The organism is Prochlorococcus sp. MIT 1318 (assembly GCF_047304505.1).
Lineage (GTDB): Bacteria > Cyanobacteriota > Cyanobacteriia > PCC-6307 > Cyanobiaceae > Prochlorococcus > Prochlorococcus marinus_D.
Genome location: NZ_CP138958.1, coordinates 2,408,689 through 2,432,436, shown reverse-complemented (window position 1 = coordinate 2,432,436; position 23,748 = coordinate 2,408,689). Strand labels below are relative to the sequence as shown.

The following is a 23,748-nucleotide window of genomic DNA, read 5'->3' as shown; positions in this document are numbered from 1 at the left end:
GGAGTTTGGAGACTAGCGGGGGTTAGCCGGTGGGCGCTCGCTGGTCTTACTTGATTTGCGGGTTGGCTGATTTTTCTCGAACCGACCAAAGACCATCCTGCCGGTAGGGGTTTGCAGCGCTCCAGTGATCACAACGGGTAGCCGCTGTCCAATGGCCTCTTTGCCGCCCTCAACCACCACCATCGTGCCGTCTTCTAGATAGCCCACCCCCTGGTTGTCTTCCTTGCCCTGTTTGACGATCTTGAGTTTGAGCTCGTCGCCGGGTTGTACTTCAGGTCGCAGGGCGATCACGATTTCGCTGAGGTTGATTGATTTGAGGTCTTTGACCTTGGCGACTTGGGCGAGGTTGTAATCGGCAGTGATCAAGATTCCGCCTGTATCGGCGGTGAGTTTGAGCAGTCGCTCGTCAGTACCCGATCCCTCGTATCGGGTGCTGTTTAAAACCAGCCGCCTTCCATAGCTTTCGCGTAATTCAGTGAGCAACTTCAAACCGCGTCGACCTTTGGCTCGTTTTTCGGCATTGCTTGAATCGGCCAGCTGTTGTAGTTCATCAATCACGGTTTGGGCCACAATTGCCTGACCTTCCAATAATCCGCAGGCCAGTAGTCCATCAATGCGGCCATCGATGATCACGCTGGTGTCGAGAATCTTTGCAGTGGCAGGTGTTAGAACCCCATCGGCGACCAGTAACGCCTCGGTGCTGTTGGGATTGAACAGGCGTAGCAGGGTGCGGCCGTGGACTTCCGCCAGGTTGTATCCAAGGACCCCAAAGAACACATTGCTCACTACTGCGGCCAGAGGCTTCACCAACACCACTTCAAAGGGGAGGGGCAAAAGCAGGATTGGTGCCAGCAGCAAATTGGCAACCAGTAGGCCAAGAATGAGGCCTACGGCTCGACTGACCAAGAGGTCGGTGGGCATGGTGCGAACCTGCTGCATCAGCCTTTGCCGCAGTCGCTGGAAGAAGAATCCAGCCAAAAGTCCAAAGCAGGCGCTCAATCCACTCAGGACCAACCTCAGTCGATCGATGTTGATCGTTTGCTCAAGAAGCCGTTCGGGCAACAGCTCAACTCCTAGCCAGCCAGTGGCTGCGCCAGAGATCAGAAACAGCACCAGGATGAGCAGGTCAACCATGGGGTCAGATCGTGTCTGCTTGCTCCGGATGCAGGCAGCATGCACCATCCTCTGGAGCTTGGCCCGGGCAGATGTCCGCACCTTTGCGGATTGATTGATGAGAGACGGTCTTGCTGTGTTGCCACCTCGCAGTGCCTATCTGCACATTCCTTTCTGCCATCGGCGTTGCTTTTATTGCGATTTTGCTGTCGTGCCGCTTGGCGATCATGCCAATGGGGCGAAGGGCTCTGGCAGTGCCTCGATTCAGTCTTATTTGCAGCTATTGCAACGGGAGATTGCGCTTGTCAAGCCTGGGCCAACGCTGGCCACGGTTTACATCGGCGGCGGAACACCATCTCTACTCAGCTCAGCTCAGATTGGTGCCCTGTTGGATCAGCTACGGCAACGGTTTGGCGTTCAGCTTGGTGCAGAAATCACACTGGAAATGGATCCAGCTAGTTTCGATCAGGCTTACCTAGAGGCCGTGCTAGCGGCTGGTGTTAACAGGGTGAGCTTGGGGGGGCAGAGTTTCGATGATGCACTGCTCGAGACGCTTGGGCGCCGTCATCGTCGCCACCATTTACTGGAGGCTTGCGGATGGTTGCATCAGGCTCATCAATGCGGAGAGCTGAAAAGTTGGAGTTTGGATCTCATCCAGAACCTGCCAGGACAAGAGTTGGTGGCATGGAAGCAACAGCTTGTTGAGGCCATTGATACTGGTTCACCTCATCTTTCGATCTACGAGTTATCTGTTGAACCAGGCACGGTATTTGCTTGGCGTCAGCGGCGGGGGGAGTTGGATTTGCCCGATGATGATTTGGCCGCTGAGCAGATGCAGACCACCAGTGTCTTGCTTCGTCAAGCAGGATTTGGCCGCTATGAAATCTCTAATTACGCCTTACCAGGGCACGCCTCGCGCCACAACCGCGTGTATTGGAGTGGGGCAGGGTGGTGGGGGTTTGGTCAGGGTGCGACCAGTGCGCCCTGGGGCGAGAGGCTGGCTCGTCCGCGCACAAGGGATGGTTACTACAACTGGATTGAGGTTCAGGAGGCAGAAGGGCTGGATTCCTCTCTAGTTGCGGCTCAGGCAAGACCCTTACCTCTGGATGAACAGTTGTTGGTGGGTTTGCGTTGCCGTGAGGGAGTTGATCTTGAGGCCCTCAGTAGGGCTTGGGGCTGGACTCATGAGCAGTGCAACGCTCTATTGCCGTCGTTGCAGGTGCGCTGGCAGGCGGCGTTGGATCGGGGCTGGTTAGAGCTGCATGGACGACGTTGGAAGCTCAGTGACCCCGAGGGGATGGCCATCAGCAATCAGGTTCTGGTGGAGATGTTGTTGTGGTGGCAGTCTCTGCCTGCTGATGCAGTTGCTTCACCCAACCTTGAAGGGCTTCTACGAACAGCTGGCGACCTTGGATCAATGGCGGACTGAAGGGGGGTTGGCTGGGAGTCAGTCCCAACAGGTCAGCGGTGACCCTTACCTGTCCATCGCAATCTTCGCCAGCGCCGATACCGATTACGGGGATGGTGAGTTGTTGACTCAGGCAACGAGCGATGGAACTCGGCACATGTTCGACCACTAGGGCGAAACAGCCCGCTTGCTCAAGTTGTTTTGCTTGTTGCAGCATTTGCGCTTGGCTGCGAGGGTCCTCCGCCTGACGGCGGTAGCCGAGCTGATGTACTGCTTGTGGAGTGAGGCCCAAATGCCCCATGACTGGGATCCCCATCCGCACCAGACGCTCAATGACTGCTAGGACCTCTGGCTCTGCTCCTTCTAGCTTCACTGCGGCTGCACAGGAGTGCTTGAGCAGGCTTCCAGCTGCAGCTACAGCTTTGTCTTCTCCGCATTGGTAGCTCAGGAATGGGAGGTCGCAGACGACGAGGGGCTGTTGTTGCAGAGGGCGAGTGAAACCCCGACCCACCGCTTGGGTGTGGTGGAGCATCTGCTCCACTGTCACAGGCAGGGTGGTTGCATGGCACAGTGCCACCATCGCTAGCGAGTCTCCTACTAGAACCACATCGGCTCCAGCGGCCTCAACCAAGGCCGCGCTTATGCCATCCCAGGCTGTGAGGATGCTGATCGCTCGCCCGTCCTGCTTGAGTTGAGTTAATTCGCTGGGGCGCATCTGCTTCTCCAGGCCCTTGAGGGTCCATTGCTAGCATCGTGTTGACTCGGACCCATGCGGCCGCGACGCCTAAATCTGGTCAGGACCGGAAGGGAGCAGCCACACGGGATGCTCGTGACAGGCGTGGACTCCGGGTCACCCTCATGGACGAAGGTTAGATCTCGTTATCGTTGCGAGGTTGACGCTTACGCAGGAATTCGGGAATTCGTGCGCCTGATTCGTTGGCTTCAGGCTGGCTATAGATCGATTGAGAGGCAATCTTGTTGATTGAGCGTTCGCTCCGGTAAGGCTGGTTGCCTTCAAATCCTGTGGCGATCACGGTGACGTGAACTTCACCTTCGAGTTTTTCGTCCACCACAGCCCCAACAATGATGTTGGCTTCTGGATCGACCACGTCGTAGATCACTTCCGATGCGGAGGTCATGTCCTCAAGGGTCATGTCGCGACCGCCGCTGATGTTGATGACGCAACCTTTGGCTCCGTCGATGCGGGCCGCTTCCAGTAGCGGACTACTGATGGCAGCCTGGGCTGCTTCTATCGCCCTGGAACGTCCTGAACCTTCACCAATCCCCAGCAGGGCCGTGCCGGCTTCGGTCATCACCGAACGCACGTCGGCGAAGTCCACATTGACAAGGCCAGGGCAGGTGATGATGTCACTGATGCCTTTAACACCCATACGCAGAATGTCATCTGCACTTCGGAAGGCTTCTTGAAGCGGAGCTTCGGAGATGACGTCTTTAATGCGGTCGTTGGGGATCACAATCAAGGTGTCCACATGATCGGCCAGGCGGCTAATGCCTTCAGCGGCCTGTCGCATGCGACGACGTCCCTCAAAGCTAAAGGGTTTGGTGACGATGCCCACAGTGAGCGCGCCGCTTTCTTTGGCAACTTCGGCAACCACTGGAGCGGCCCCAGTGCCGGTCCCGCCACCCATGCCAACGGCGATGAAGACGAGATCGACTCCTTGCAGAGCTTGTTGCAGTTCTGCTCGAGATTCCTCCGCCGCCTTCTGACCGATGCTGGGATTACCTCCAGCTCCTAACCCTCTGGTAAGGGTCTGACCCAGCTGCACGCGGTTACTGGCTGCAGACTGAAGCAGGGCCTGAGCGTCCGTATTCATGACCCGATAGTTCACACCATCGAGGTCACTGAGAATCATGCGGTTGACGGCATTACTGCCGCCTCCGCCGACGCCAATTACTTCAATGCGAGCTGATTGGCTGGGAAGGATCCCTGCGGTCTCCATGGAGGTGGACATGGACATGTTTTTGATCGCCATCTCCATTGTCGATGTCGAACCATTGAGGTGTTGATGCATTATGTCCGTGTTGGAGCTTTTCGCTGAAAGTTTCAACACAGTTGATTTTTTGCGCCATCTCTGCAGCGGACATTTGGCGATTTCAGCTCATCTGGCATTTCTTTTGCTTGGCATGCCTTGCAGGACGATTGACCTCACTTAGAAGGTTGGGGCATTTGCAGTTCCGGTTTGGAGGGATCGCTCATGTCGATGGTTGTGCCTGGTTTATGGCGAAAACTTGACGGCAGGGTTTTGCTCAATTGGGCCACAGTTTCTAGTTGCTCCTTCAGCAGGGTGCTATTGCTGCCTAGCTGGATCAGGCCAAGGGTCTTGGTTTGCAGGCTGAGCTCTCCATTAGGAGCCACGAGGATTCGCTCTAGGGGGCTGCCAAGCTGATTTCGTTGCTCCAGTACCTGGGAAATGGCTTGCCGTTTGCTGGCCGTCCAGCCTTCCACAGTCAAGTTTGTAGAGGGACGCTCGCCTTGTTTTGCCACGTTGAGTGGTATCCACATCGCAGTGCTGTCGACCATGCCCTGCTCTTGGCCATAGGCGCGTTTTCGTAGTGCATAAGCAACGGGTTTTCGTTCTTGAAGAGCCACATCGATTCCTGGAGGGAGTAGGCGCCTTTGCACGACGACCGAGTTGAGCGGCAGTTTGCTCAGCAGGGTCTGCTCTAGTTCTTTGGGGTTGAAACCAAGAAGTGGTTGGGGAAACTGGAGCTCACCGGCCTTGATCACGGTGTTTGTTTGGATGTTGCGGCTGCCTTGCACATGGATTTGCTTCGCGTTGTTGAGGCTCCATCCTTGGCTGAGTAGTACCCATCCCAGGCCTGCGGCAATAGAGATGAATGTCAACATTCGCCAGAGGTAGATCAGTTGCTCTCGGCGGCGTTGTTGGCGCAACCGGCGCCGCCTCTCTACCCCTGGGCCGTTTGCAGGCCGTCGATCAGGGGTGGATGATCTCACAGGTCACAGCGTGCCCTGGCCATCAGCTGATCCACCCAACGGCGAGCCTGTTCTGCATCGGCAAAGGGCACATCCATTTCTTGGCCATTGCCGATTAGCCGAAGTCGACAACGGCCCTGAGATTCTTGGGTGAGAGGGGCTTCCCCTGAGGTAAGGGCCATCAGCTCCAGCATCTCCAATTTGGTGACTTCAAAGTTGCCCTGCTCTTGAAAACGGCCTGCTTCAAAGCTGCTCCAGCTGAGCATGCCTTGTTTCAGTCGAGCAGCTCCTGAGCCGTCAAGTTTGGATAGCTCAGAGTCCTCAGCCCAGACGCGGAAGAGGTTTTGCCGCCGCCTCTCTAGCCACCCGAGAGCAGTGAGAAGCACAAATACCAGGAGCAGGGGGAACCAGAGCAGACCGTGAATCATTGGCAGGTCAAAGATGGAAGTCCGGAATGCCATCAAGTTGGAACTTGTTTATTCTCCCGCTGTGATCACAAGTTGGCTCACGAGCTCTTCGAGCGTTACACCAGAAGCCTCCCAGAGCATTGGATACATGCTCTGAGATGTGAAGCCTGGCAGGGTGTTGATCTCATTGAGCCAAATTTCATTGCGTGCAGCGTTGTAAAAAAAGTCGACCCTGGCCATGCCATGGGCGGCTACGCAGCGACAGGCTTGTAACGCCAGTGTGCGGATTTGTGCTTCAACTCCCTCTGGTAGAGGCGCTGGAATGAGCGTATGGCTGCAATTTTCGCTGTATTTGGTGTCGTAGTCGTACCAGTCCGCATCAAAGCAAATTTCCCCTACGACAGAGGTTTGCAGCTCACGCTTGCCTAGGACAGCGCATTCAAGCTCTCTTGCGCTCACTCCCTGCTCCACCACAATGCGCCGATCAAGGCTGGCAGCTTTGTCGAGACCGATAAGCAGCTCGTTGCTGTTTTGAGCTTTGCTGATACCGACTGAAGAACCCAGGTTGGCGGGTTTGACAAAACATGGGTATTTGAGTTTGGCCTCCAAGTTTTTGGCGACGCCTTGACGCGATTCAGTGTCGAGGAGATCTGCGGCATCAACGGCGACGTAAGGCACCTGGGGTAACCCTGCTGCAGCGAAGGCGGCTTTCATGGCCAACTTGTCCATGCTGAGGGCAGAGCCGAGTACGCCTGAACCCACAAAAGGTTTTCCCATCAGGGTGAACAGGCCTTGCACGGTGCCGTCTTCGCCATTGGGACCATGCAGAACTGGATACCAGACCTGTACCCTTTCGCTCCCCTCAGGCAGTTTGGTAAAGCCCTGCGGGGCAAGGGGCGTCGACAGTTGTTCCGGTTTGGCGGGATGACCTTGCTTCAGCACTGCTTCAGCCACGCATGCTGGCCACCAGCGGCCTCGTTGGTCGATGTAAATCGCAATGACCTCGAAGCGATTGGTGTTCACTTCGCTGCGTAGGGCACCGACCACTGTGATGGCTGATCGGATTGAAACGGCATGTTCCTCGGACGCGCCGCCGAACACCACGCCTACAGAGGTGCGGGAGGAAGGCATGGAGATCCTGCAAGGCCTTGGGTGTTAGCGACCAAAGGTATCAGTGCCGACTTCTGGTTTGCTCACAAGGGGTTCCGCTCAGGGAGAAAGCACGCACACTATTGATCTGAATGTCGACGAGATCGCCTGGGCTATAGCGGCAACCTTGGGGTCCTTCGGCCGCAAAGAATGTGAGCCGGTTGGTGCGGGTGCGTCCCATCAGCTGTTGTGGTTTTTTGGGATTGATCCCTTCGGCTAGCACCTCCTCTACCTTGCCGGAGTAGCGGCTATTGCGCTGCAGGGCTACGCGTTCAACCAGCGCATTGAGTTGCTTGAGTCGCTCCACTTTCACCGCTTCGGGGAGTTGGTTGCTCCAGGTGGCTGCAGGCGTATTTGGACGGGGGGAGTAAGCTGCGGTGTTTACCTGGTCGAAACCCACTTCCTCGACGAGGTTCAAGGTGTTTTGGAACTGGGCGTCGGTTTCGCCTGGGAAGGCCACGATCACATCAGTACTGATAGCGGCATCGGGCATAAGCTCGCGGATTCGGTTCACGATGCGTCGATAACGCTCCACTGTGTAACCCCTAGCCATGGCCTTAAGCAGGTCGTTATCACCGCTTTGGAAAGGGATGTGGAAGTGTTCGCACACTTTGGGTAGATCAAAGCAAGCTTCGATCAATCGTTCCGTGAAGTAGCGCGGATGGCTTGTCGCAAAGCGGATGCGCTCGATTCCTTCCACGTCATGAATGTGATGGAGAAGATCGGTGAGTGTGTTTTGGCGGCGGCCTTCAGGGGTAATCCCGGGCAGATCGCGTCCATAAGCATCAATGTTCTGGCCAAGCAATGTGATCTCTCGAAAACCACGGGCGGCCAGGCCCTCGATCTCCAGTCGGATCGCCTCTGGCGATCTTGATTGCTCCTTCCCCCGAACGGAGGGCACCACGCAATAGGTACAACGCTCGTTACAGCCGTAAATCACATTGACCCAGGCGCAGATTGTGCTGTCCCGTCGAGCTGTGGTGAGGTCCTCGAGAATGTGGTTGTCATCTGTGGCGACAACCTGCTGACCATTGTCCACCTGTGTGAGTAGGGCTTCAAGGCGGTTGGCGTGTTGGGGCCCCATAACAAGATCGAGTTCAGGGATTCGTCGCAGTAGCGCTTCTCCTTCCTGTTGCGCTACGCAACCGGCAACGATCAGCTTCAGATGGGGGTGTGTTCGTTTGCGGCGGGCCTGGCGTCCTAGGTAGCTGTAAACCTTCTGCTCGGCGTTATCGCGAATTGTGCAGGTGTTGTAGAGCACGAGATCAGCTTCTAGTTCTGCTGGCGCCTCGTGGTATCCCATCGCCTCAAGAATTCCGGCCATGCGCTCTGAATCGGCCTTGTTCATCTGGCAACCGAAGGTTTGAATCCAGAAACTGCCTTGATGCTGTGCGGTTGTTGCCGGATTACTAGCGAGAGCGGAGGTGGCTACCAAGGCAAGAGGCGAAGGGAACGATCGAAACAATCTCATCAACTCCTTCAGTGTGTCGAGCCCTGATGGATTGTGTTGATTTGGAGATGAGGTCTGTGAGCGCTATTTATTTACTTGAGTTGCTCAGCCGTTGGAGTGTCTTCAGCATTGCTGGTAGATGCTGTTTGCCACTGGTATTCAGCTTAATTTGGCTGGCCTTGATGATCAGCTGGCCTTCTTCTAGCAGTGAAGGCGGCGATCACACCGCTTAGCAGGCTTCGAAGAGCTTCTAGGCGTTGCAGTTGGGGCTTGCTCGTTTTGGAGGCTTTGACTCTTGTGAAGCCATGGAAAAGTTGAGGGCGAGCGAGGGGATTCGAACCCCCGAATAGCGGCGCCACAAGCCGCTGCCTTAACCACTTGGCGACGCCCGCCGCGTCGGTAAGAATTTACCAATTCGCCTTGAAGCCATCCTGCAGAACCCATTTGATCAACGTTGCTGGCTATCCGGACCATGGCTGGCTGGTGTTTTAGTCCTTGCAGGTTGTGGTGCGGTGTTGGTTTGGACCAACCCTTCCATGGAGGATTACAGCGATTATGCAGGTGATCAGTTGGTGGAACTTGCGACTGAGGAGTTATGTGAGCAGAAGGGGCTGCCGATGGTGTTGAGGCTTTGGATTAGAAATTGTCCAGAGCTGATCGCAGCGCAACAGCCGGTGCTGGCATCCGTTGCAGGAGAGTTCACCACAAGACTCAATTTTGGTTTGGGCAGTCTTTACACGACCAAGTTGGATGGTCGGAATTTGCTCCCGAAGATGCGTCTGCCCTCCTACACCGTGAGAACTATTGCGGGCGCTGGGCGTTTCCTGACCATTCAGACTCGGACGGATCCGGGCAATGTGGAGTGAGCCAGGAGCGCAAGGGATGCCTAGAGGCTTGGGTGCCGCGTGTTTTGTTGACACGGGAAGTGGATGTCTTATCAGCACGGGTTACCGCTGAGGGTCTATGTCCTCTGCGCATTTGTTGGCAGGACGGGCGCCTTTGCTCTTTTGAGCTGATTGATGCTGATGTTTTATCGCCGAAGCGGATGCTTTTGCCGAGGTTGGCAGAGCCCCATGCTCACCTTGACAAGGCATTCACCTGGCTTGAGTTCCCCAACCTGCAGGGCACCTATGGCGGTGCCATGGTTGCGAACTTTAAGGAGCGTCAAAGCCGCACGTTGATTGGGGTGAGGCAGCGTGCTGAGAGATCTCTCAAGCTTGCGTTGAGACATGGCTTGAGAGCCATGCGCAGTCATGTCGACAGCCTTGGTCCAGCTACCGATAGCAGCTGGGAGGCTTTGCTGGATCTACAGCGTCAGTGGCAAGAGTGGATGGAGTTGCAATGGGTCGCTCTGGTGCCGATTGAGCACTGGAGCACCCGCGAAGGCGATCAGCTAGCGGGTCGGGTCGCAGCGGTAGGAGGTCTGCTGGGTGGTGTGGTTGTGCCCCCTTTTGATCCGGGGAAGACGCGAGATTCATTGCGGCAGATGCTGCAACTTGCCGATCGCTTGGGTTGTGGCATTGACCTTCACATTGATGAGTCGCAAAGCCATCCTGCGGCTGGCTTAAAGCAACTGCTGCTGGTGCTTGATCACATGTCAATCACAGTGCCGATCACTTGTAGTCATGCCAGCAGCATGGGGTTGTTGCCTCCGGGAGCAGTGCGTCGTTTTGCTGATCGGATGGCGCATCATCGACTTAATGTAGTGTCTCTGCCGTTGACCAATGGCTGGTTGTTGTCGAAGCAACCTCGTCGCACTCCTGTGGAGCGACCTCTGGCACCCATCCATCAACTCCAGCTGGCAGGGGTAACGGTGGCTGTGGGAGGCGACAACGTTCAAGATCCCTGGTTCCCGGTTGGCAACTTTGACCCTTTGGCATTGATGGCTTTTTCGTTGCCTTTGGCTCATCTGGCACCTTGGCAGCGCTTAGGGCTTGCTCCTTTCACAACAGCGGCGGCCAGGGTGATGAACCTATCTTGGGAGGGAACATTGCAGCCAGGCAGTCCAGCCAACCTGCTGCTTTTGGAGGCTGGCAGCTGGGCTGAGGCCCTAGCTGTTCCACCCCGCCGTCAGGTGATTGTTGATGGAAACTGGCTGCAAGACCTAGACCAATAAGCGTCTTTCCTCAATCAAGAAAGAGCAGGTATTTTATTGTTTGAATGTTGAAGTCTTTTGGGTTATTATTCAATATTAGTGTGTTTTTTTGATCCTTGGCTTGAGCGATGGAAGAATTAATTAAGAGATATTTATTTGTAATGCTGAAGGGAGCATGGCTTCGTGGTAATGACGGAGTTCAAGGTGTTAAACCTTTTTGAAAGAGAAGATCTTGCTCTAAAAATTGTGAGCCTGTTAAGGCTGATGGACTTTAACGGAGAAGCTGGTATTGATTGTGGAATTTGCACATTTAACTATAATTCTACGGGTAGAGATATTGTTTAGATCTAGTCACTAATAGTGGCTTTGGAGATCTAGGTAGGGTCTAGTTGCTTATGCTTTTAAAGTTGAATTAGCTGCTAGGTCTAGAGATTTAGCCGCTTTGGAGGGTTGCTTGGCTGCTTAACGTTTGCTCTGTTGATGGATTGCCGCTATTAATTTGTCTTAGCAGTTTGGCCGATGACCAGCACCAGACTCCTTGCCGATTGTTGTGCCGAGCTGACGGCCGTTGCTGATTTGGAGCTCATTGATGCGCAGGTTGAGTTGAAGCGTTTTTCAAGGGATGCCTATGATTTCTCTCCTGTATTGCGTGAGCAGCTGGACGGCTGTTGCGCCGATGTTGTTGTCCGCCCCCATACGGTGGCGGCGGTGGCGGTTGTGGCTGGTGCTTGCACGAGGCATGGCATCCCTTTAACCCTGCGAGGTTCAGGAACAGGGAACTACGGCCAGTGCGTTCCTCTCCAGGGGGGGGTGGTCATGCTGATGGGTGCACTTTCTAAGGTTCGGCATCTCGATCCCGACACGGGAGTAGTGACGGTGGAGTCGGGCTGTTTGCTGCGCGATCTAGATCAACATCTTTCTCGCCATGGTCGGCAGCTGCGTCTGCTGCCATCTAGCTGGCGAAGTGCTTCGGTGGGTGGATTCGTGGCTGGCGGCTCGGGTGGGATTGGTTCTGTGCGCTGGGGTTTCTTGCGGGATCCAGGCCATCTGTTGGCTTTGGAGGTCGTGACCGCTGAGGATTCGCCCCAACAGTTGCAGTTGGATGCGGCTGGATCGGAGGCCCTCAATCATGCTTACGGCAGCAATGGCATCATCACGGCCTTGAGCTTGGCAACCGCTCCGGCTGTGCCCTGGCAGGAAGTGATGATCGATTGTGAGGATTGGTCAAAGGCCGTGGCCCTTGCGCTCCGCTGTGCTCGTGCAGCAGTTGATCTGCATCTCTGTAGCTTGCATGAGAGACCAATCGTCGATCAGCTGCCTCAATGGTGTGGTGCTTCTAATGGTCAGCATCGCCTGCTGCTACTCGTCGCTCCCGATGGTGTTAGCACCCTGAAGCGTCTGGCAGCAGCGGCAGGAGCGCATTGCAAGGTATGGGGCCCAGAGGCTGATCGGGGTGGCACAGGGTTGCGTGAGCTCACCTGGAACCACACCACGATGCACATGCGTGCTGTCGATCCCGACTGGACCTACTTGCAGATGCTTTTGCCACAGCCTGAGTTAGCTGCGATGCAGGTTCTCAAGCAGCAATGGGGCGATGATCTTCTTTGGCATCTGGAGTCGGTGCGCCAGCAGGGTGTGCAACGCCTGGCTGCGTTACCCATTGTCCGCTGGCGCGGCCGGCAGTCGTTGGAGCAGCTAATGAACGATTGTCGGCAGCTTGGGGCTGTTTTGTTCAACCCGCATGTGATCACTGTTGAGGATGGCGGGCTTGGGGTTGTTGATGCCGATCAGGTGGCGGCTAAGCGACGTTATGACCCCAAGGGTGTGCTCAATCCAGGCAAGCTGAGGGGCTGGTTTTAACAGCAAATCGTTCAGCAATTCAAGCTCTCGAAGGTTGCGATGCCGGTGATCTGGTTGATGCCGTCGGCATCAAGGCAAAGGCGGCGCTGGTCATCAAGATCGAGTAGCGCATCGCTGAAGTCGGCACCATCAATCTGCGCTCCTGCGAAGCTGCTGCCTGAGGCAATCACCCCTTTGAGGACACTATTGCGCAGATCCGTATCGACGAAGTCGACACGATCCATCAGTGCATCAGAGAGGTCAGCGCCGTTGAAGTTTGATTGGGTAAAGGTTCCTTGGGTGAGGATCGCGCCACGCAGATTGCTGTTGCTGAAGTCGGCAGCTCGCGCAACGGCTCCAGCGAAGGATGAGTTGGAGAGGTCTTGTGCGTGGAAGTCTTTCCCGTTTTGGTTGGTGAGGGTGTAGTCCAGTCGTTCTTGGAATAGAGCCCGATCCTGTAGACCAACCCCTGAACTGGTGTCGAGAGCCTGCGCAGGGATAGCGATCAGCAGGCAAAGCATCCAGCCCAGAAACTTCATCAGGCTTTGACGTTGCGACAACGAGCTCGGCATCGGCTTTACGGCAGCTTCCTTTCACTCTGCCTTGATGGTTTGCTTTGCGAGAAGATCACCTAGTAAATAGAGGGAACCAGCTACAACTGGAGGTGGATTTGGCCATCGATTCTGTTTGAGCAGGATGGAGAAGACCTGTTCAACATTGTCAGCAGATTGGAGTTGGCTTGATAGGTCCGGGCAGTGTGCTGCGAGTTGGTGCTGCGTCCAGCTGCAGTGTTCCGGCACCGGCACGATCCAAGCCAGATCGCTTGGCTTGAGTAAATGGCGAAGCATGGCTGGTGCTTGCTTGTGGGCCTGTAGACCAAGCACCCAGCAAACCCCAAACTCTTGATTGCTCCACTGCTGCCGCTCGTGGGCCAACCGTTCGGCTGCTGGTGGGTTATGGGCACCATCAATGAGCACTGGTTGGCTTTGCCAGTGAACGGTCTGCAGCCGTGCAGGCCAGTAGGCGTGGGCCAGCCCTTTGCGAATGACGTCTTGATTGAGTCGCCAGCCAAGTGGGGCCAGGGATTCCAGAGCACCCTTGGCTACCGCCGCGTTCTGTCGTTGCAAGACTCCTGGTAGTCCCAAGTCCCAGTGTTCTGGGAGGGGTGAAACCCATTGCAAGCGGGCCTGTTGATGTTTTGCCTTGTCTTCAAGAATGCTCGCCACTTCAGCTTGTTGGCGAGCACTGATAACAGCAGCCCCAGGACTGATGACGGCGCTTTTTTCTGCTGTTATCTCTTCCAGGCTGTAACCAAGGTGTTCGCAGTGGTCAAGGCCGATGTTGGCCATGGCAATGATTGGTCTGTATGGATGAGCTGTGGTGGCATCGAGGCGTCCTCCGAGGCCCACCTCAAGCACAAGCAGCTCTACCTCGCGGGATCTGAAGTGATCAAAAGCCGTGGCCATCAACAGCTCGAAGGGGGTGAGTCGGTGAGTTTGGGCAAGGGGTTTAAGGGCGGTGAGTCGTTGGCGTAGCTCAACGATTGAGATCAGCTCACCATCGCTGCTGATCCGTTCACACCAGCTCACGAGGTGAGGTGATGTGGTCAGACCCACGCGTATGCCAGCAGCCTTAAGGCTGCTGGCAATGAAGCTGGCGATGGATCCTTTGCCATTGGTCCCTACGACCTGAATGGCTGGAATCGAGGCACAGGGGTTTCCCATGGCCTGCAGTGCTTGTTGCATGCGCTCAAGGCCAAGATCCATCCCCCGCTGATCAAAACGAGGGATCAGATCGCTTAAATCTTCCCTGCTTGGACTTGTGGGTTTGTCCACTTAGCGGAAGTGCGCCAGGGTGGCCTCCAGGCGTTGGAGTAGTTGGCGGATTTCGTTTGGTTTAATCACCAGCGGCGGCACCATCCGCACAACCTTTGGGCCTGCTGCTATCACCAGTAGCTTTTCTTCAAGGGCGGCTTGGGCGACATTTGGGGCTGTGAATGTGCTTTCGTCTTGGAGCACCAATCCCTGTAGTAGCCCCCAGCCTCTTACCCCTTTGAGTTGCCTCGGGAAACGTTGCACTAGGTCGGTGAGGCCTTCGCGAAGCTGAGCGCCTCGTTGCTGGACCTTTGAGATCAAACCCCGTCGTTCGATCTCCTTGGCAACTGTGAGAGCTGCCTTGCAGGCAAAGGGATTGCCGCCAAAAGTACTGGCGTGGTCACCTGGTTCGAAAAGATCAGCGTGCTGTTTGACAAGCAACGCTCCGATGGCATGGCCTCCCCCGAGCCCTTTGGCCAAGGTGAAGGCATCTGGTTCGACCCCAAGCTGCTGATACCCCCACCAGTTACCACAACGGCCCATCCCGACCTGAACTTCATCAAAGATCAGCAGGATCTGATGCTGGCTACAGAGTTCTCTAAGGCGCCGGAAGAAGCTTGCTTCGCCTGGATTGACTCCACCCTCCCCTTGCAGTGGTTCGATCAGCACGGCGGCAACAGAGGGCCCCTGAGCTTCCAGGCGATTTAGCTGCTGCTCGAAGGCTTGGAGGTCATTGAACGGGAAAAATTCAAAGCCCTCAACCATGGGTTCGAAACCTTTGTGGTAGTTGGGTTGACCTGTGGCACTTATGGCGGCAAGTGTGCGGCCGTGGAAACTGGAATTGGCGGTGAGAATGATTGGCCGATCAATGCCGCGACGGCGATGAGCATGTTTGCGAGCCAGCTTGATGGCGGCTTCGTTGGCTTCTGCACCGGAATTGCAGAAGAACACGCTGTCTGCACAGCTGTTTTCTACTAACCAATGGGCAAGAGCCTCTTGTTCAGGAATCAGATACAGATTGGAAACATGCTGAAGTTGTTTCAGCTGCTGGCCAAGAGAGCGGCGCAGGGCCCGGTCACTGTGACCGAGGGAGCAGGTCGCGATACCGGCAACAGCGTCAAGGTATTGACGACCATTGTCATCCCATACCCAGCATCCTTTCCCGCGTAAAAGAGTGACGGGAAAGCGTTTGTAGGTGCCCATCACAGCAGTGGGAGCGGTGGGACTTGAACCCACATGCCCGAAGGCGCTGGATTTTGAATCCAGTGCGTCTACCAATTCCGCCACGCTCCCGTGGAGGTGATGTTATGCCAGGGTCATCCTGAGGGCTAATGCCGAAGGATATGGGCTCCAGATGCATTCAATTTGGTTTCAATCCCGTCATAACCGCGATCGAGGTGGTTGAGGCCATCAACTTGACTGATGCCGCGTGCGGCAAGACCTGCTAACACGAGTGCCGCTGCGGCTCTTAAGTCGTTACCACTGACTGGTGCAGCACTGAGCTGGGGGATGCCTTCGACCACAGCCGTGTTTCCTTGAAGACGAATCGAAGCGCCCATTCGTTGCAGCTCAGCAACATGCTGCATGCGGTTTTCGTAGATCTTTTCTGTCACCACGCTTGTGCCTTTGGCTGTGGTTAACAGGGCCATAAAGGGGGCCTGCAAGTCCGTTGGGAAGCCTGGGAAAGGTTGGGTGATGATGTCAACGCCATGAAGATCTCCAGGGATAAGCGTGATTCCTTGCTTGTCAATCTCAAGGGTGCAGCCGCAATCTCTCAGTTTCTGGAGCACGGCATTGAGATGCTCAGGGATGACTGGTGAGACTCGAACGATCGAGCGAGTGATTGCCGCTGCTATCAGGAAGGTCCCTGCTTCAATGCGATCAGGGATGACCGAATAGTTGCAGCCTTGTAAACGTTCAACGCCTTCGATGGTGATGATTGGACCACCAGCACCACTTACCCGAGCACCCATGGCATTGAGCATTTTGGCCAGGTCTTGAACCTCAGGCTCCTGTGCCGCGTTTTCGATTGTGCTGGTGCCTTCCGCCAACACAGCTGCCATGAGAATCGTCTCGGTCGCACCGACACTTGGGCAATCGAGCACGATTGCAGCACCCTTCAATCGCCGTGACGTTCCTGGGACTGAAGCAGTGACAACGCCATGCTCAACTTTCACCATGGCACCAAGAGCTTTAAGTCCTCTGATGTGCTCAACAACAGGTCGTGCTCCGATGCGACAACCACCCGGCAGGGGAACTTTGGCGTGTCCGAGTCGTCCTAGCAGTGGGCCGATGCAGAAAAAGCTAGCTCTAAGGCCATTGACGAGATCGTAGGGAGGCTCGGCGTGATGAAGGTCATCAGCCTGCAACCAAACCGTCTCCTGACTCCGTTTTACACGTACACCCAAGGAAGCGAGGATGTCTGCCATCCCCTGGATGTCTGTGAGCTGGGGAACATTGTGCAGCTCAAGAGGACCTTCGCTGAGAAGGGCTGAGGTCATCAGCACCAGGGCCGAATTCTTGGCTCCGCTGACCTTCAGTTCTTTGGAAAGAGTATGGCCGCCTTGAATCTCTAGATGTGGCTTGAGAATCTCTTGAGATACGGATACCGCTGCGGGCATGTCCCGTTAATTATTCTTGAACGATGGCATATTGACAATTTCACTTGAGACAGTCTAGACGTCCAGCCCTCAAACTGGTTCGCAACTGCCAGGTTGAGATAAAGCTGGCAGTCAGTCGATGTCTTATCGTCATCCTGTCGCTTGCGCGACGCACGCCAGCGGATGTGGCGGAATTGGTAGACGCGCTAGTTTCAGGTACTAGTACTAGCAATAGTGTGGGAGTTCAAGTCTCCCCATCCGCATTATTCTTTATTGAGTACTCAACCTCAAGCTGGATTCATGATTGTGCTCAAGATTACCAATGCCTCTGAGTTGGTTGCTTCAAAAGTGGGTCGCTTTCTTGAACGTCTAACTCCTGACGCAATGGACAGTTCAACTGTGGAAGATCAAGTTATCAAAAAGATGATCGAAAGCCTTGCTGCTGAAGGCTTGAAGGGTGAAATCGCAGCAGTCAATGGGCTTGATTTGGATGGCGAAAAGATTGTCCTGAATGAAGGTTTGAAGGTGCGTGAGCAAGCAACATTTTGAGGTCCTGTAGATCGGAGCTCATGCCTCGCTATTGATTTCAAGTCGCCGCAATCCTCTTGTGCGGAGATTGAAATTCCTCGCCAGCAGGGAAGGCCGTCAAGAGCAGGCTTTGTTGTTGCTTGAGGGAACACACCTGCTCCAGGAAGTGTTGCGAACCACACATCGTCCTCAAGAGATTGTGGCGACCAACTTTTGGTTGGAGCGCCATGGGGATCTTCTGCAGGCCTTGCCTGCAGAAACCTTGATTCATCAGGTCACCCCGAGTGTTTTGGAGGCTTCGTTGACGACAGTCAGCCCCGATGGTGTGGCGAGCCTTTTGCCTCTTGATTCTCTTCCGCAGGCTGTTGATCAAGCCGAGTTTGTCTTGGCCTTGGATCGGCTGCAGGATCCTGGCAACCTTGGCACCTTGCTGCGCACAGCCTTGGCGGCAGAGGTGGAGGAGGTTTGGCTTGCATCTGGTGCGGATCCGCTCAGCCCAAAAGTGCTGAGGTCTTCGGCGGGGGCCATCCTTCAGTTGCCCTATCAGCGCTTCGGATCATCAGGGCAGGAGGCTGTGGAGCAGTTAGCTGAGCAACTTGAATGTGCTGCTCGTCGCGGTTTACAGGTCGTGGCCACCATGGTGCCGGGCTCTTCTGCAACCCATTCTTGTTTGCCTTATTGGCAGCTGGACTGGAGAAAACCGACTGTGTTGGTGCTGGGCAATGAGGGATCCGGCTTGCATCCGCATCTGCAGGCGTGTTGCACGGCTTGCGTCACCTTGCCGCATAGCGCTGCGGTTGAGTCGCTCAACGTGGCGGCGGTGGCGGTGCCACTACTGCTTGAGCGGCGACGAGCCACAATGACCTCTTCCACGCAGTAGTTCGGGTGAGCGAAGACAGTTTCGACTTCGATGTGATCGTGATCGGTGCGGGTTACGGCGGTTTTGATGCCGCCAAGCATGCCGCTGATGATGGCCTCAAGGTGGCGATTGTGGAATCAGGTGATATGGGCGGCACTTGCGTGAATCGAGGCTGTGTGCCCTCTAAGGCATTGCTTGCTGCCAGTGGAAGGGTGCGTGAGCTGGCTGATGCTGAACATCTATCTTGTTTCGGCATTCATGCTGCACCTGTGCGTTTTGAACGCCAGAAGATTGCTGACCATGCCAACCAGTTGGTGGCCACGATTCGTAGCAACCTCACTAAAACGTTGCAGCGGGCTGGTGTCACGATCCTGCGGGGCCATGGACGATTGGAGGGAAGCCAGCGAATTGGCTTGAGAGAAAAAAGTGGAGTGGATCGGGTACTCACCGCCAGGGATGTGATCCTTGCCACAGGCTCTGATCCATTCGTGCCCCCTGGGATTGAAATCGATGGACGCACGGTTTTTACCAGTGATGAAGCCGTGAACTTGGAATGGCTACCGCGTTGGATTGCCATCATCGGCAGTGGTTATATCGGCCTTGAATTTGCCGATGTTTATACGGCTCTCGGCTGTGAAGTCACGATGATTGAGGCGTTGGATCGGGTCATGCCAACCTTTGATCCCGACATCACCAAGATGGCAGCTCGGCATTTGATTGAAGGACGTGACATCGATGCACGTGCTGGTGTGCTGGCTAGTAAGGTCACCCCTGGCTGCCCGGTAAGGATCGAACTGGCGGAGATGAAAAGCCGTGAGCTGGTGGATAGCTTGGAGGTGGATGCGGTGCTCGTCGCTACTGGTCGGGTGCCAAGTAGCAAGGGGCTCAATCTTGAGTCGGTTGGTGTGGAGACCAATCGCGGCTTTGTGCCGATCGACGACAGCATGAGGGTATTGGTCAACGGAAAGCCGTTGCCTCATCTTTGGGCTGTCGGGGATGTCACTGGCAAGCTGATGTTGGCCCATACAGCCGCAGCACAAGGCACGTTGGCTGTCGACAACATCCAGGGACACTCCCGCACGATTGATTACCGCAGCATTCCAGCGGCGACCTTCACTCATCCGGAGATCAGCTCAGTGGGGTTGAGTGAAGCTGATGCTAAAGATCTTGCCGCCAAGGATGGGTTTGAGTTGGGGAGTGTGCGTAGCTATTTCAAGGCCAATTCCAAAGCACTAGCAGAGCTGGAGAGTGATGGATTGATGAAGTTGTTGTTTCGCAAGGACAGCGGTGAAGTTCTTGGTGCTCATATCTATGGATTGCATGCCGCTGATTTGATCCAGGAGGTAGCCAATGCGGTGGCACGACGTCAAAGCGTTGTTCAATTGGCAACTGAAGTGCATACCCATCCCACGCTGAGTGAAGTGGTGGAAGTGGCCTATAAACAGGCGGCCAAACAGCTGGCTAAGGCGGTTGTTGCATCGGCCAGTGCTTCCTAGGCCGCTGTTCTTCAAGCAGGTCTTAGCCCTGCGGTTCACTATTTTTAATTGCACTACCACCCGATGGAGATTCGCAGACGTCCGCCCAATCCAAGTGTCAAGGTGGCGCATTTGCAGTACGCCATTCCCCACGCCGATGCTGAGCCGCGCCACATTCTTGAGAAGATTGTTTGGGAAAAGGACCGTGAAGTTGAGACGGCAAGACAGCGCGTACCTCTAGAGACGCTTAAATCTCAGATTGCAGACTTGCCCATCCCTCGAGATTTCATTGCAGCCTTGCGTCAAGCTTCGCTGGCTCCGGCAGTGATTGCTGAAGTGAAGAAGGCCAGCCCAAGTCAAGGTGTGATCCGTGCGGACTTTGACCCTGTTTTGATCGCCAATGCCTATGCGGAAGGTGGTGCGAGTTGCTTGTCTGTGCTGACCGATAAGAGCTTCTTTCAGGGTGGATTTGAGGTGCTTGTTGAGGTGCGGCAGACGGTTGGACTGCCACTGCTATGTAAGGACTTCATCCTGACGCCATATCAGCTTTATCAGGCGCGTGCTGCAGGTGCAGATGCTGCTTTGTTGATTGTGGCGATCCTCTCTGATCAGGATCTGACGTATTTGAGCAAGGTGGCCAACAGTCTTGGACTCACTGTTTTAGTGGAAGTGCATGATGCTGAGGAACTTGAACGGGTTCTCAACCTTGGTGGTTTCCCACTAATTGGCATCAATAATCGTGATCTCACCACCTTTGAGACAGACCTTGAAACCACTGAAACACTGAGCAAGCAATTCGCTACTCGATTGCAGCAGCAGGGTGTCTTGTTGGTGAGTGAATCGGGCTTGTTTAACCGCGCTGATTTGGACAGGGTTCAGGCAGTAGGCGCTGAAGCTGTGTTGGTAGGAGAAGCCCTGATGCGTCAGTCGGATGTTTGTGCTGGCTTAAAGCAGCTGATGATTGGTAACGAAGGAACGAGCAACAGCTAATCACTTTTTTCTTTTATTTGAGGAATCGTTGCGATGCATTACCACAGCAAGAGGTTGATCTGAGCTTGCTGTGAGTTAAGGATGAGCCGTTGCTTTTTGAGCTCAAGACGAGCTTGGTTGAGGTCTTGGTGAGTGTCTTTAAGTTCCTTGTTTTGATTGGCGGTTTCTCGAGATCTTTCGCTGCTTCCTTGATGCGTTAACTCTGTTTGTTTCTCATAGGTGTCCTCCTTCTGTTTCTGATTGTCTACATATTTCAGGCATTTTCCAGGGGGTGGTCCTGTTGTTTCGATTCAACAGCCTTGATGTGATGACGACACAAATTGGCAATGCTCGATGTTCTTGATTTGCCTGAGCTGATTGCCTCTTTACCTGCAGATCATGTTGAGAAATCAGTGCGCTTGCTTGCAGACGACGACTTTGATAATCAGATGAGATCTCTAATTAACGAGCGTTCGCAGCGCTTATTTGCGGATCAAGAGGCAAGCGACTGTTGTGTTTAGTTCCTTGCTTCTCTGCGCGATGAACAGCTCAAGGCCCATGCATGAGCAGAGTTTGCCCACAATGCTTATTGCGCTTGATCTGTTCAGCAGTGGCATCAGCGCAATTCCACCCTCAATCCGTCAGACTTCCTCTTGACTGTTTCGATTTCATGCTGATCAGCATCCTCACGGGCTTCGCTGCGGGAGCCCTTCATGTGGTGGGTGGTGCTGATCATCTTGTTGCCATCGCACCGAGCGCATTACGTAAACCGGCTACGGCATTACGCAGTGGCCTTGCTTGGGGGATTGGCCATTCAACAGGTGTTCTGGTTCTTTCAACCATTGCCATTGTTTTGAAAGACCTCGTTCATATCGAGCGCGTGTCCTCCTGGGCCGAATTCTGCGTGGGAGTGGCTTTGCTTGTGGTTGGAGCGATGGCGATTCGTACTGCTCTTGGCCTGGATATCCACACCCATCAGCACACGCATCAACAAAACTATGGTCACGCCCATGACCATCAACATGTTCACTTGCATCTGCGTGGTCGACACCAGCACGGGCGACATGCTCATGCAGCAAGCAGTCTTGGCCTCCTTCATGGCTTGGCTGGGGCCAGCCATCTAATTGCAGTGATTCCCGCGCTGGCCTTGCCTCCTCTCGGGGCTTTGATCTATATGGCGGCTTATCTGTTCGGTTCCATCGCAGCGATGGTTGCCGTTGTTGGTGCGATTTCCTTAGCCACATTGCGTGTGGGGCGTCGTGCCTTGCCCTTGCTGGTTGGATCAACAGGTGGGCTATCGATCATCACGGGCTTCTTTTGGTTGCAGCAAACATCCCCTCAGCTTCTTTGATTTCCTAATTTACTGGGCGTTTATGCGCTGAAGGGAACACGCCATACGCATTCAGCGATGCCAAGCAGGCTGTCGCGATTCACCAAACCGAAATGCCGGCTGTCTGTGCTTGCTCGCTCGTTGTCACCACGTAGTTCCAGCCCGGAATTGTTGATTGCAATCAGGCGTTTGATCAGCAGGGTTGCTGGTTGCAATGGATGACGGACAACCACTACACAGCCTGCCTTGAGCCGCCTGTCATGGCTGGTGATCGGTTGAAAGATCACCAGGTCGCCAGGGGCAAGGCTGGGGCTCATTGAGTCTCCATCGACACGAGCGTGGCGACGAAGACCTGAAAGCAGCAGGAACAGCGAACGCCAGTTCGCTGTTGGCATCATGTTTGTTGGCTTAACTGGCTCTCACCCAGGCGTCATTGCGACCCTTGGATTTCCAGAACATCGTGTGAATGGCTTCCACAGCTTTGATCAGTTCATCTGCCTTGGATTGATCGATGTTGACCTTGCAGGCGCTGCAGAGCTTGGCCGCTTTCCAGAAGATGTCATGCAGATTCGGGAAGGTTGCCAGATGCTCTGGCTTGAAATAATCCGTCCAGAGGATCAGTAGTTCGTTCTTGGTTTGCTGAGCTTGTTCTTCCTTGATGGCGACGAAACGAGAGAAGGTGTTGTTGTAAGCCGCCCAAGCAGCCGGATCGTTGCCTGAGGGAGGCTGCAGTTCGAGCAGCTTTTTGGTCATCGATACGACGGCTTCAGCTGAGACTCTTGCCGAGGCGGGATCGTAAACGCCGCAAGGGCCATCACAGTGAGCCTGGACCGAAGAGGCCGGCAGGTTGCTGTGAAGTGTAGAAAGTGCCGAGCGCAACATCTGGCAGGTAGAGAAAGCCAAACTGAGCCTACCCAGGCTGATTGCTAATTGGGTTTGCTTTTGATTTGATTTTCTATTCAGCCTTTAGATCATTTGATGCCAAGGAGTTCGACTTCGAAAATCAACGTGGCGTTGCCAGGGATGACACGGCCTGCGCCGCGGCTTCCGTAGCCAAGCTCTGGGGGGATGACCAGCTTGCGCTTGCCGCCCACCTTCATGCCAGCAACGCCTTCATCCCAGCCTTTGATCACTCGTCCAGCACCTAGGGGGAACTCGAACGGCCCACGTTTGTAGCTGCTGTCGAATTCCTGGCCGTTTTCCAGTGTGCCGCGGTAGTTCACGGAAACGGTTTGGCCTGCTGTGGCCTCCGGGCCATCGCCGATCTTGAGGTCAGTGATGCTCAGACCACTGGCTGTTAGTTGGGATGGTTCTGCTTCGATTGGGCCGCCAAGGGCTGAGGCATTGGCTTGCGTGGCATCGATTTCAGCAGCATCTGCCTTGGAGCCGTTGATCGCCATCTTGAATAGTGTTGGGTTGGGATCGTCGGGGTCGAGTTCAAGCACTGCCATGCTCAAAGCAGCTGGCTCGCCAGTTCGCACCTCTGCCTGAACGGCATTCACATTGCTGTCGGCGACCACAACTGAGGGTGACAAGATCTGGCTGACAAAGGCCACAACCACGCACACCACAAAGACGGCTGCACTGATGAAGATGTCGCGCACTGAATCTCAATGATCAATCAACATGATTCTGGCAGGAGATGCAGCTTTCGACTGTGCTTGGGTGATTTCTGCTGTTTCAGTTGCCTTTGCTGCTGCTCCAGCTAGTTGACCCTGCAGAGCAGTTCATCGAAGTCTTTCTGGCTAGCTAAGTC

General features: G+C 54.9%; 23 protein-coding genes, 3 tRNA genes, 1 other RNA gene and 1 pseudogene. 12 read left to right on the top strand and 16 right to left on the bottom strand.

Features of this window, described 5'->3' with window-relative positions:
- Positions 1-12 precede the first annotated feature (12 nt).
- Positions 13-1,134: a PIN/TRAM domain-containing protein gene (locus tag SIB66_RS12220; protein WP_236070190.1), complete on the bottom strand. Its 1,122-nt coding sequence runs from the start codon at positions 1,132-1,134 to the stop codon at positions 13-15.
- A 97-nt stretch (positions 1,135-1,231) separates the two neighbouring features.
- Here SIB66_RS12220 and hemW point away from each other — a divergent pair.
- Positions 1,232-2,236 (top strand): annotated as a pseudogene (hemW, locus tag SIB66_RS12215) (radical SAM family heme chaperone HemW); the annotation flags it as partial.
- Positions 2,237-2,417: 181 nt separating this feature from the next.
- Here hemW and panB read toward each other — a convergent pair.
- Positions 2,418-3,236 carry a 3-methyl-2-oxobutanoate hydroxymethyltransferase gene (gene panB, locus SIB66_RS12210; RefSeq protein WP_074160824.1) on the bottom strand — a complete coding sequence of 273 codons (819 nt, stop codon included), beginning with the start codon at positions 3,234-3,236 and terminating at the stop codon, positions 2,418-2,420.
- Positions 3,237-3,279: 43 nt separating this feature from the next.
- On the opposite strand from panB, the gene ffs reads away from it, so the two are divergent.
- An RNA gene (gene ffs / locus SIB66_RS12205) (signal recognition particle sRNA small type) lies at positions 3,280-3,376 on the top strand.
- A 14-nt stretch (positions 3,377-3,390) separates the two neighbouring features.
- Here the strand turns inward: ffs and ftsZ are convergent.
- From ftsZ to miaB, 5 genes are all read right to left on the bottom strand, one after another.
- The gene (gene ftsZ / locus SIB66_RS12200; RefSeq protein WP_413357898.1) at positions 3,391-4,494 is read right to left on the bottom strand and encodes a cell division protein FtsZ; all 1,104 of its coding nucleotides are present in this window, start codon (positions 4,492-4,494) and stop codon (positions 3,391-3,393) included.
- 194 nt (positions 4,495-4,688) lie between these two features.
- A complete protein-coding gene (locus SIB66_RS12195; protein WP_063421508.1) occupies positions 4,689-5,498 on the bottom strand; it encodes a cell division protein FtsQ/DivIB in 810 nt (269 codons plus the stop codon).
- Positions 5,495-5,905, bottom strand: a complete 411-nt coding sequence (locus SIB66_RS12190; RefSeq protein WP_036911846.1) for a hypothetical protein — start codon at positions 5,903-5,905, stop codon at positions 5,495-5,497. Before SIB66_RS12190 ends, SIB66_RS12195 begins: the two co-directional genes overlap by 4 nt.
- Before the next feature lie 48 nt (positions 5,906-5,953).
- Positions 5,954-7,015 (bottom strand): D-alanine--D-alanine ligase family protein, encoded by a 1,062-nt coding sequence (locus SIB66_RS12185; protein ID WP_063406109.1) that lies wholly within the window; start codon positions 7,013-7,015, stop codon positions 5,954-5,956.
- A 40-nt stretch (positions 7,016-7,055) separates the two neighbouring features.
- Positions 7,056-8,498 carry a tRNA (N6-isopentenyl adenosine(37)-C2)-methylthiotransferase MiaB gene (gene miaB, locus SIB66_RS12180; protein WP_063406186.1) on the bottom strand — a complete coding sequence of 481 codons (1,443 nt, stop codon included), beginning with the start codon at positions 8,496-8,498 and terminating at the stop codon, positions 7,056-7,058.
- 53 nt (positions 8,499-8,551) lie between these two features.
- Between miaB and SIB66_RS12175 the strand changes: the two genes are divergently transcribed.
- A complete protein-coding gene (locus SIB66_RS12175) occupies positions 8,552-8,716 on the top strand; it encodes a hypothetical protein (RefSeq protein ID WP_413681319.1) in 165 nt (54 codons plus the stop codon).
- A gap of 86 nt (positions 8,717-8,802) precedes the next feature.
- Here the strand turns inward: SIB66_RS12175 and SIB66_RS12170 are convergent.
- A tRNA-His gene (locus SIB66_RS12170) sits at positions 8,803-8,875 on the bottom strand.
- Between the two features lie 120 nt (positions 8,876-8,995).
- Here SIB66_RS12170 and SIB66_RS12165 point away from each other — a divergent pair.
- From SIB66_RS12165 to SIB66_RS12155, 3 genes are all read left to right on the top strand, one after another.
- On the top strand, positions 8,996-9,349 hold the full coding sequence (locus SIB66_RS12165) for a DUF4359 domain-containing protein (RefSeq protein WP_413681317.1): 354 nt from the start codon (positions 8,996-8,998) through the stop codon (positions 9,347-9,349).
- Positions 9,346-10,599: an amidohydrolase family protein gene (locus tag SIB66_RS12160; RefSeq protein ID WP_063406112.1), complete on the top strand. Its 1,254-nt coding sequence runs from the start codon at positions 9,346-9,348 to the stop codon at positions 10,597-10,599. The genes SIB66_RS12165 and SIB66_RS12160 overlap by 4 nt, the downstream gene beginning before the upstream one ends.
- Positions 10,600-11,097: 498 nt before the next feature.
- Positions 11,098-12,438, top strand: coding sequence for an FAD-binding oxidoreductase (locus tag SIB66_RS12155; protein ID WP_063421512.1), 1,341 nt, complete (start codon positions 11,098-11,100; stop codon positions 12,436-12,438).
- Positions 12,439-12,449: 11 nt separating this feature from the next.
- Here the strand turns inward: SIB66_RS12155 and SIB66_RS12150 are convergent, their stop codons facing one another.
- The 5 genes from SIB66_RS12150 to murA all read right to left on the bottom strand — a co-directional run bounded on the left by SIB66_RS12150 (position 12,450) and on the right by murA (position 16,852).
- Entirely contained in the window at positions 12,450-12,989 is a 540-nt protein-coding gene (locus SIB66_RS12150) for a pentapeptide repeat-containing protein (RefSeq protein WP_063406114.1), read from the bottom strand.
- A 21-nt stretch (positions 12,990-13,010) separates the two neighbouring features.
- Complete coding sequence (locus tag SIB66_RS12145; RefSeq protein ID WP_063406115.1) at positions 13,011-14,252, bottom strand: bifunctional folylpolyglutamate synthase/dihydrofolate synthase; 1,242 nt, start codon at positions 14,250-14,252, stop codon at positions 13,011-13,013.
- On the bottom strand, positions 14,253-15,434 hold the full coding sequence (locus SIB66_RS12140) for an aspartate aminotransferase family protein (RefSeq protein ID WP_063406187.1): 1,182 nt from the start codon (positions 15,432-15,434) through the stop codon (positions 14,253-14,255).
- An 8-nt stretch (positions 15,435-15,442) separates the two neighbouring features.
- Positions 15,443-15,524: transfer RNA gene (locus tag SIB66_RS12135), tRNA-Leu, on the bottom strand.
- A gap of 35 nt (positions 15,525-15,559) precedes the next feature.
- On the bottom strand, positions 15,560-16,852 hold the full coding sequence (gene murA / locus SIB66_RS12130) for a UDP-N-acetylglucosamine 1-carboxyvinyltransferase (RefSeq protein ID WP_063406116.1): 1,293 nt from the start codon (positions 16,850-16,852) through the stop codon (positions 15,560-15,562).
- A gap of 158 nt (positions 16,853-17,010) precedes the next feature.
- Between murA and SIB66_RS12125 the strand changes: the two genes are divergently transcribed.
- The 6 genes from SIB66_RS12125 to SIB66_RS12100 all read left to right on the top strand — a co-directional run bounded on the left by SIB66_RS12125 (position 17,011) and on the right by SIB66_RS12100 (position 22,013).
- A tRNA-Leu gene (locus SIB66_RS12125) sits at positions 17,011-17,094 on the top strand.
- A gap of 37 nt (positions 17,095-17,131) precedes the next feature.
- Positions 17,132-17,380 (top strand): hypothetical protein, encoded by a 249-nt coding sequence (locus SIB66_RS12120; protein ID WP_063406188.1) that lies wholly within the window; start codon positions 17,132-17,134, stop codon positions 17,378-17,380.
- Positions 17,381-17,411: 31 nt separating this feature from the next.
- Positions 17,412-18,239 carry a TrmH family RNA methyltransferase gene (locus SIB66_RS12115; protein WP_063406117.1) on the top strand — a complete coding sequence of 276 codons (828 nt, stop codon included), beginning with the start codon at positions 17,412-17,414 and terminating at the stop codon, positions 18,237-18,239.
- A 5-nt stretch (positions 18,240-18,244) separates the two neighbouring features.
- Positions 18,245-19,714 (top strand): dihydrolipoyl dehydrogenase, encoded by a 1,470-nt coding sequence (lpdA, locus tag SIB66_RS12110; RefSeq protein WP_063406118.1) that lies wholly within the window; start codon positions 18,245-18,247, stop codon positions 19,712-19,714.
- 63 nt (positions 19,715-19,777) lie between these two features.
- Positions 19,778-20,683, top strand: coding sequence for an indole-3-glycerol phosphate synthase TrpC (gene trpC, locus SIB66_RS12105; protein ID WP_063406189.1), 906 nt, complete (start codon positions 19,778-19,780; stop codon positions 20,681-20,683).
- Between the two features lie 649 nt (positions 20,684-21,332).
- On the top strand, positions 21,333-22,013 hold the full coding sequence (locus tag SIB66_RS12100; protein ID WP_063406190.1) for a hypothetical protein: 681 nt from the start codon (positions 21,333-21,335) through the stop codon (positions 22,011-22,013).
- A 20-nt stretch (positions 22,014-22,033) separates the two neighbouring features.
- Here the strand turns inward: SIB66_RS12100 and sodX are convergent, their stop codons facing one another.
- The 3 genes from sodX to SIB66_RS12085 form a co-directional block, all read right to left on the bottom strand.
- Positions 22,034-22,390, bottom strand: a complete 357-nt coding sequence (sodX, locus tag SIB66_RS12095) for a nickel-type superoxide dismutase maturation protease (RefSeq protein WP_236070192.1) — start codon at positions 22,388-22,390, stop codon at positions 22,034-22,036.
- A 10-nt stretch (positions 22,391-22,400) separates the two neighbouring features.
- A complete protein-coding gene (gene sodN / locus SIB66_RS12090) occupies positions 22,401-22,874 on the bottom strand; it encodes a superoxide dismutase, Ni (RefSeq protein WP_063397293.1) in 474 nt (157 codons plus the stop codon).
- Between the two features lie 89 nt (positions 22,875-22,963).
- Entirely contained in the window at positions 22,964-23,596 is a 633-nt protein-coding gene (locus SIB66_RS12085; RefSeq protein WP_063406120.1) for an FKBP-type peptidyl-prolyl cis-trans isomerase, read from the bottom strand.
- Positions 23,597-23,748: the final 152 nt, after the last annotated feature.

Excerpts from the sequence above, each read along its gene's own strand:
- SIB66_RS12220 (WP_236070190.1), bottom strand. The coding sequence starts at position 1,134 with ATGGTTGACCTGCTCATCCTGGTGCTGTTTCTGATCTCTGGCGCAGCC.
- panB (WP_074160824.1), bottom strand. The coding sequence starts at position 3,236 with ATGCGCCCCAGCGAATTAACTCAACTCAAGCAGGACGGGCGAGCGATC.
- ftsZ (WP_413357898.1), bottom strand. The coding sequence starts at position 4,494 with ATGTCCACCTCCATGGAGACCGCAGGGATCCTTCCCAGCCAATCAGCT.
- SIB66_RS12190 (WP_036911846.1), bottom strand. The coding sequence starts at position 5,905 with ATGATTCACGGTCTGCTCTGGTTCCCCCTGCTCCTGGTATTTGTGCTT.
- SIB66_RS12185 (WP_063406109.1), bottom strand. The coding sequence starts at position 7,015 with ATGCCTTCCTCCCGCACCTCTGTAGGCGTGGTGTTCGGCGGCGCGTCC.
- SIB66_RS12175 (WP_413681319.1), top strand. The coding sequence starts at position 8,552 with ATGAGGTCTGTGAGCGCTATTTATTTACTTGAGTTGCTCAGCCGTTGG.
- SIB66_RS12155 (WP_063421512.1), top strand. The coding sequence starts at position 11,098 with ATGACCAGCACCAGACTCCTTGCCGATTGTTGTGCCGAGCTGACGGCC.
- SIB66_RS12150 (WP_063406114.1), bottom strand. The coding sequence starts at position 12,989 with ATGCCGAGCTCGTTGTCGCAACGTCAAAGCCTGATGAAGTTTCTGGGC.
- SIB66_RS12140 (WP_063406187.1), bottom strand. The coding sequence starts at position 15,434 with ATGGGCACCTACAAACGCTTTCCCGTCACTCTTTTACGCGGGAAAGGA.
- murA (WP_063406116.1), bottom strand. The coding sequence starts at position 16,852 with ATGCCCGCAGCGGTATCCGTATCTCAAGAGATTCTCAAGCCACATCTA.
- SIB66_RS12120 (WP_063406188.1), top strand. The coding sequence starts at position 17,132 with ATGATTGTGCTCAAGATTACCAATGCCTCTGAGTTGGTTGCTTCAAAA.
- trpC (WP_063406189.1), top strand. The coding sequence starts at position 19,778 with ATGGAGATTCGCAGACGTCCGCCCAATCCAAGTGTCAAGGTGGCGCAT.
- SIB66_RS12100 (WP_063406190.1), top strand. The coding sequence starts at position 21,333 with ATGCTGATCAGCATCCTCACGGGCTTCGCTGCGGGAGCCCTTCATGTG.
- sodX (WP_236070192.1), bottom strand. The coding sequence starts at position 22,390 with ATGATGCCAACAGCGAACTGGCGTTCGCTGTTCCTGCTGCTTTCAGGT.
- sodN (WP_063397293.1), bottom strand. The coding sequence starts at position 22,874 with ATGTTGCGCTCGGCACTTTCTACACTTCACAGCAACCTGCCGGCCTCT.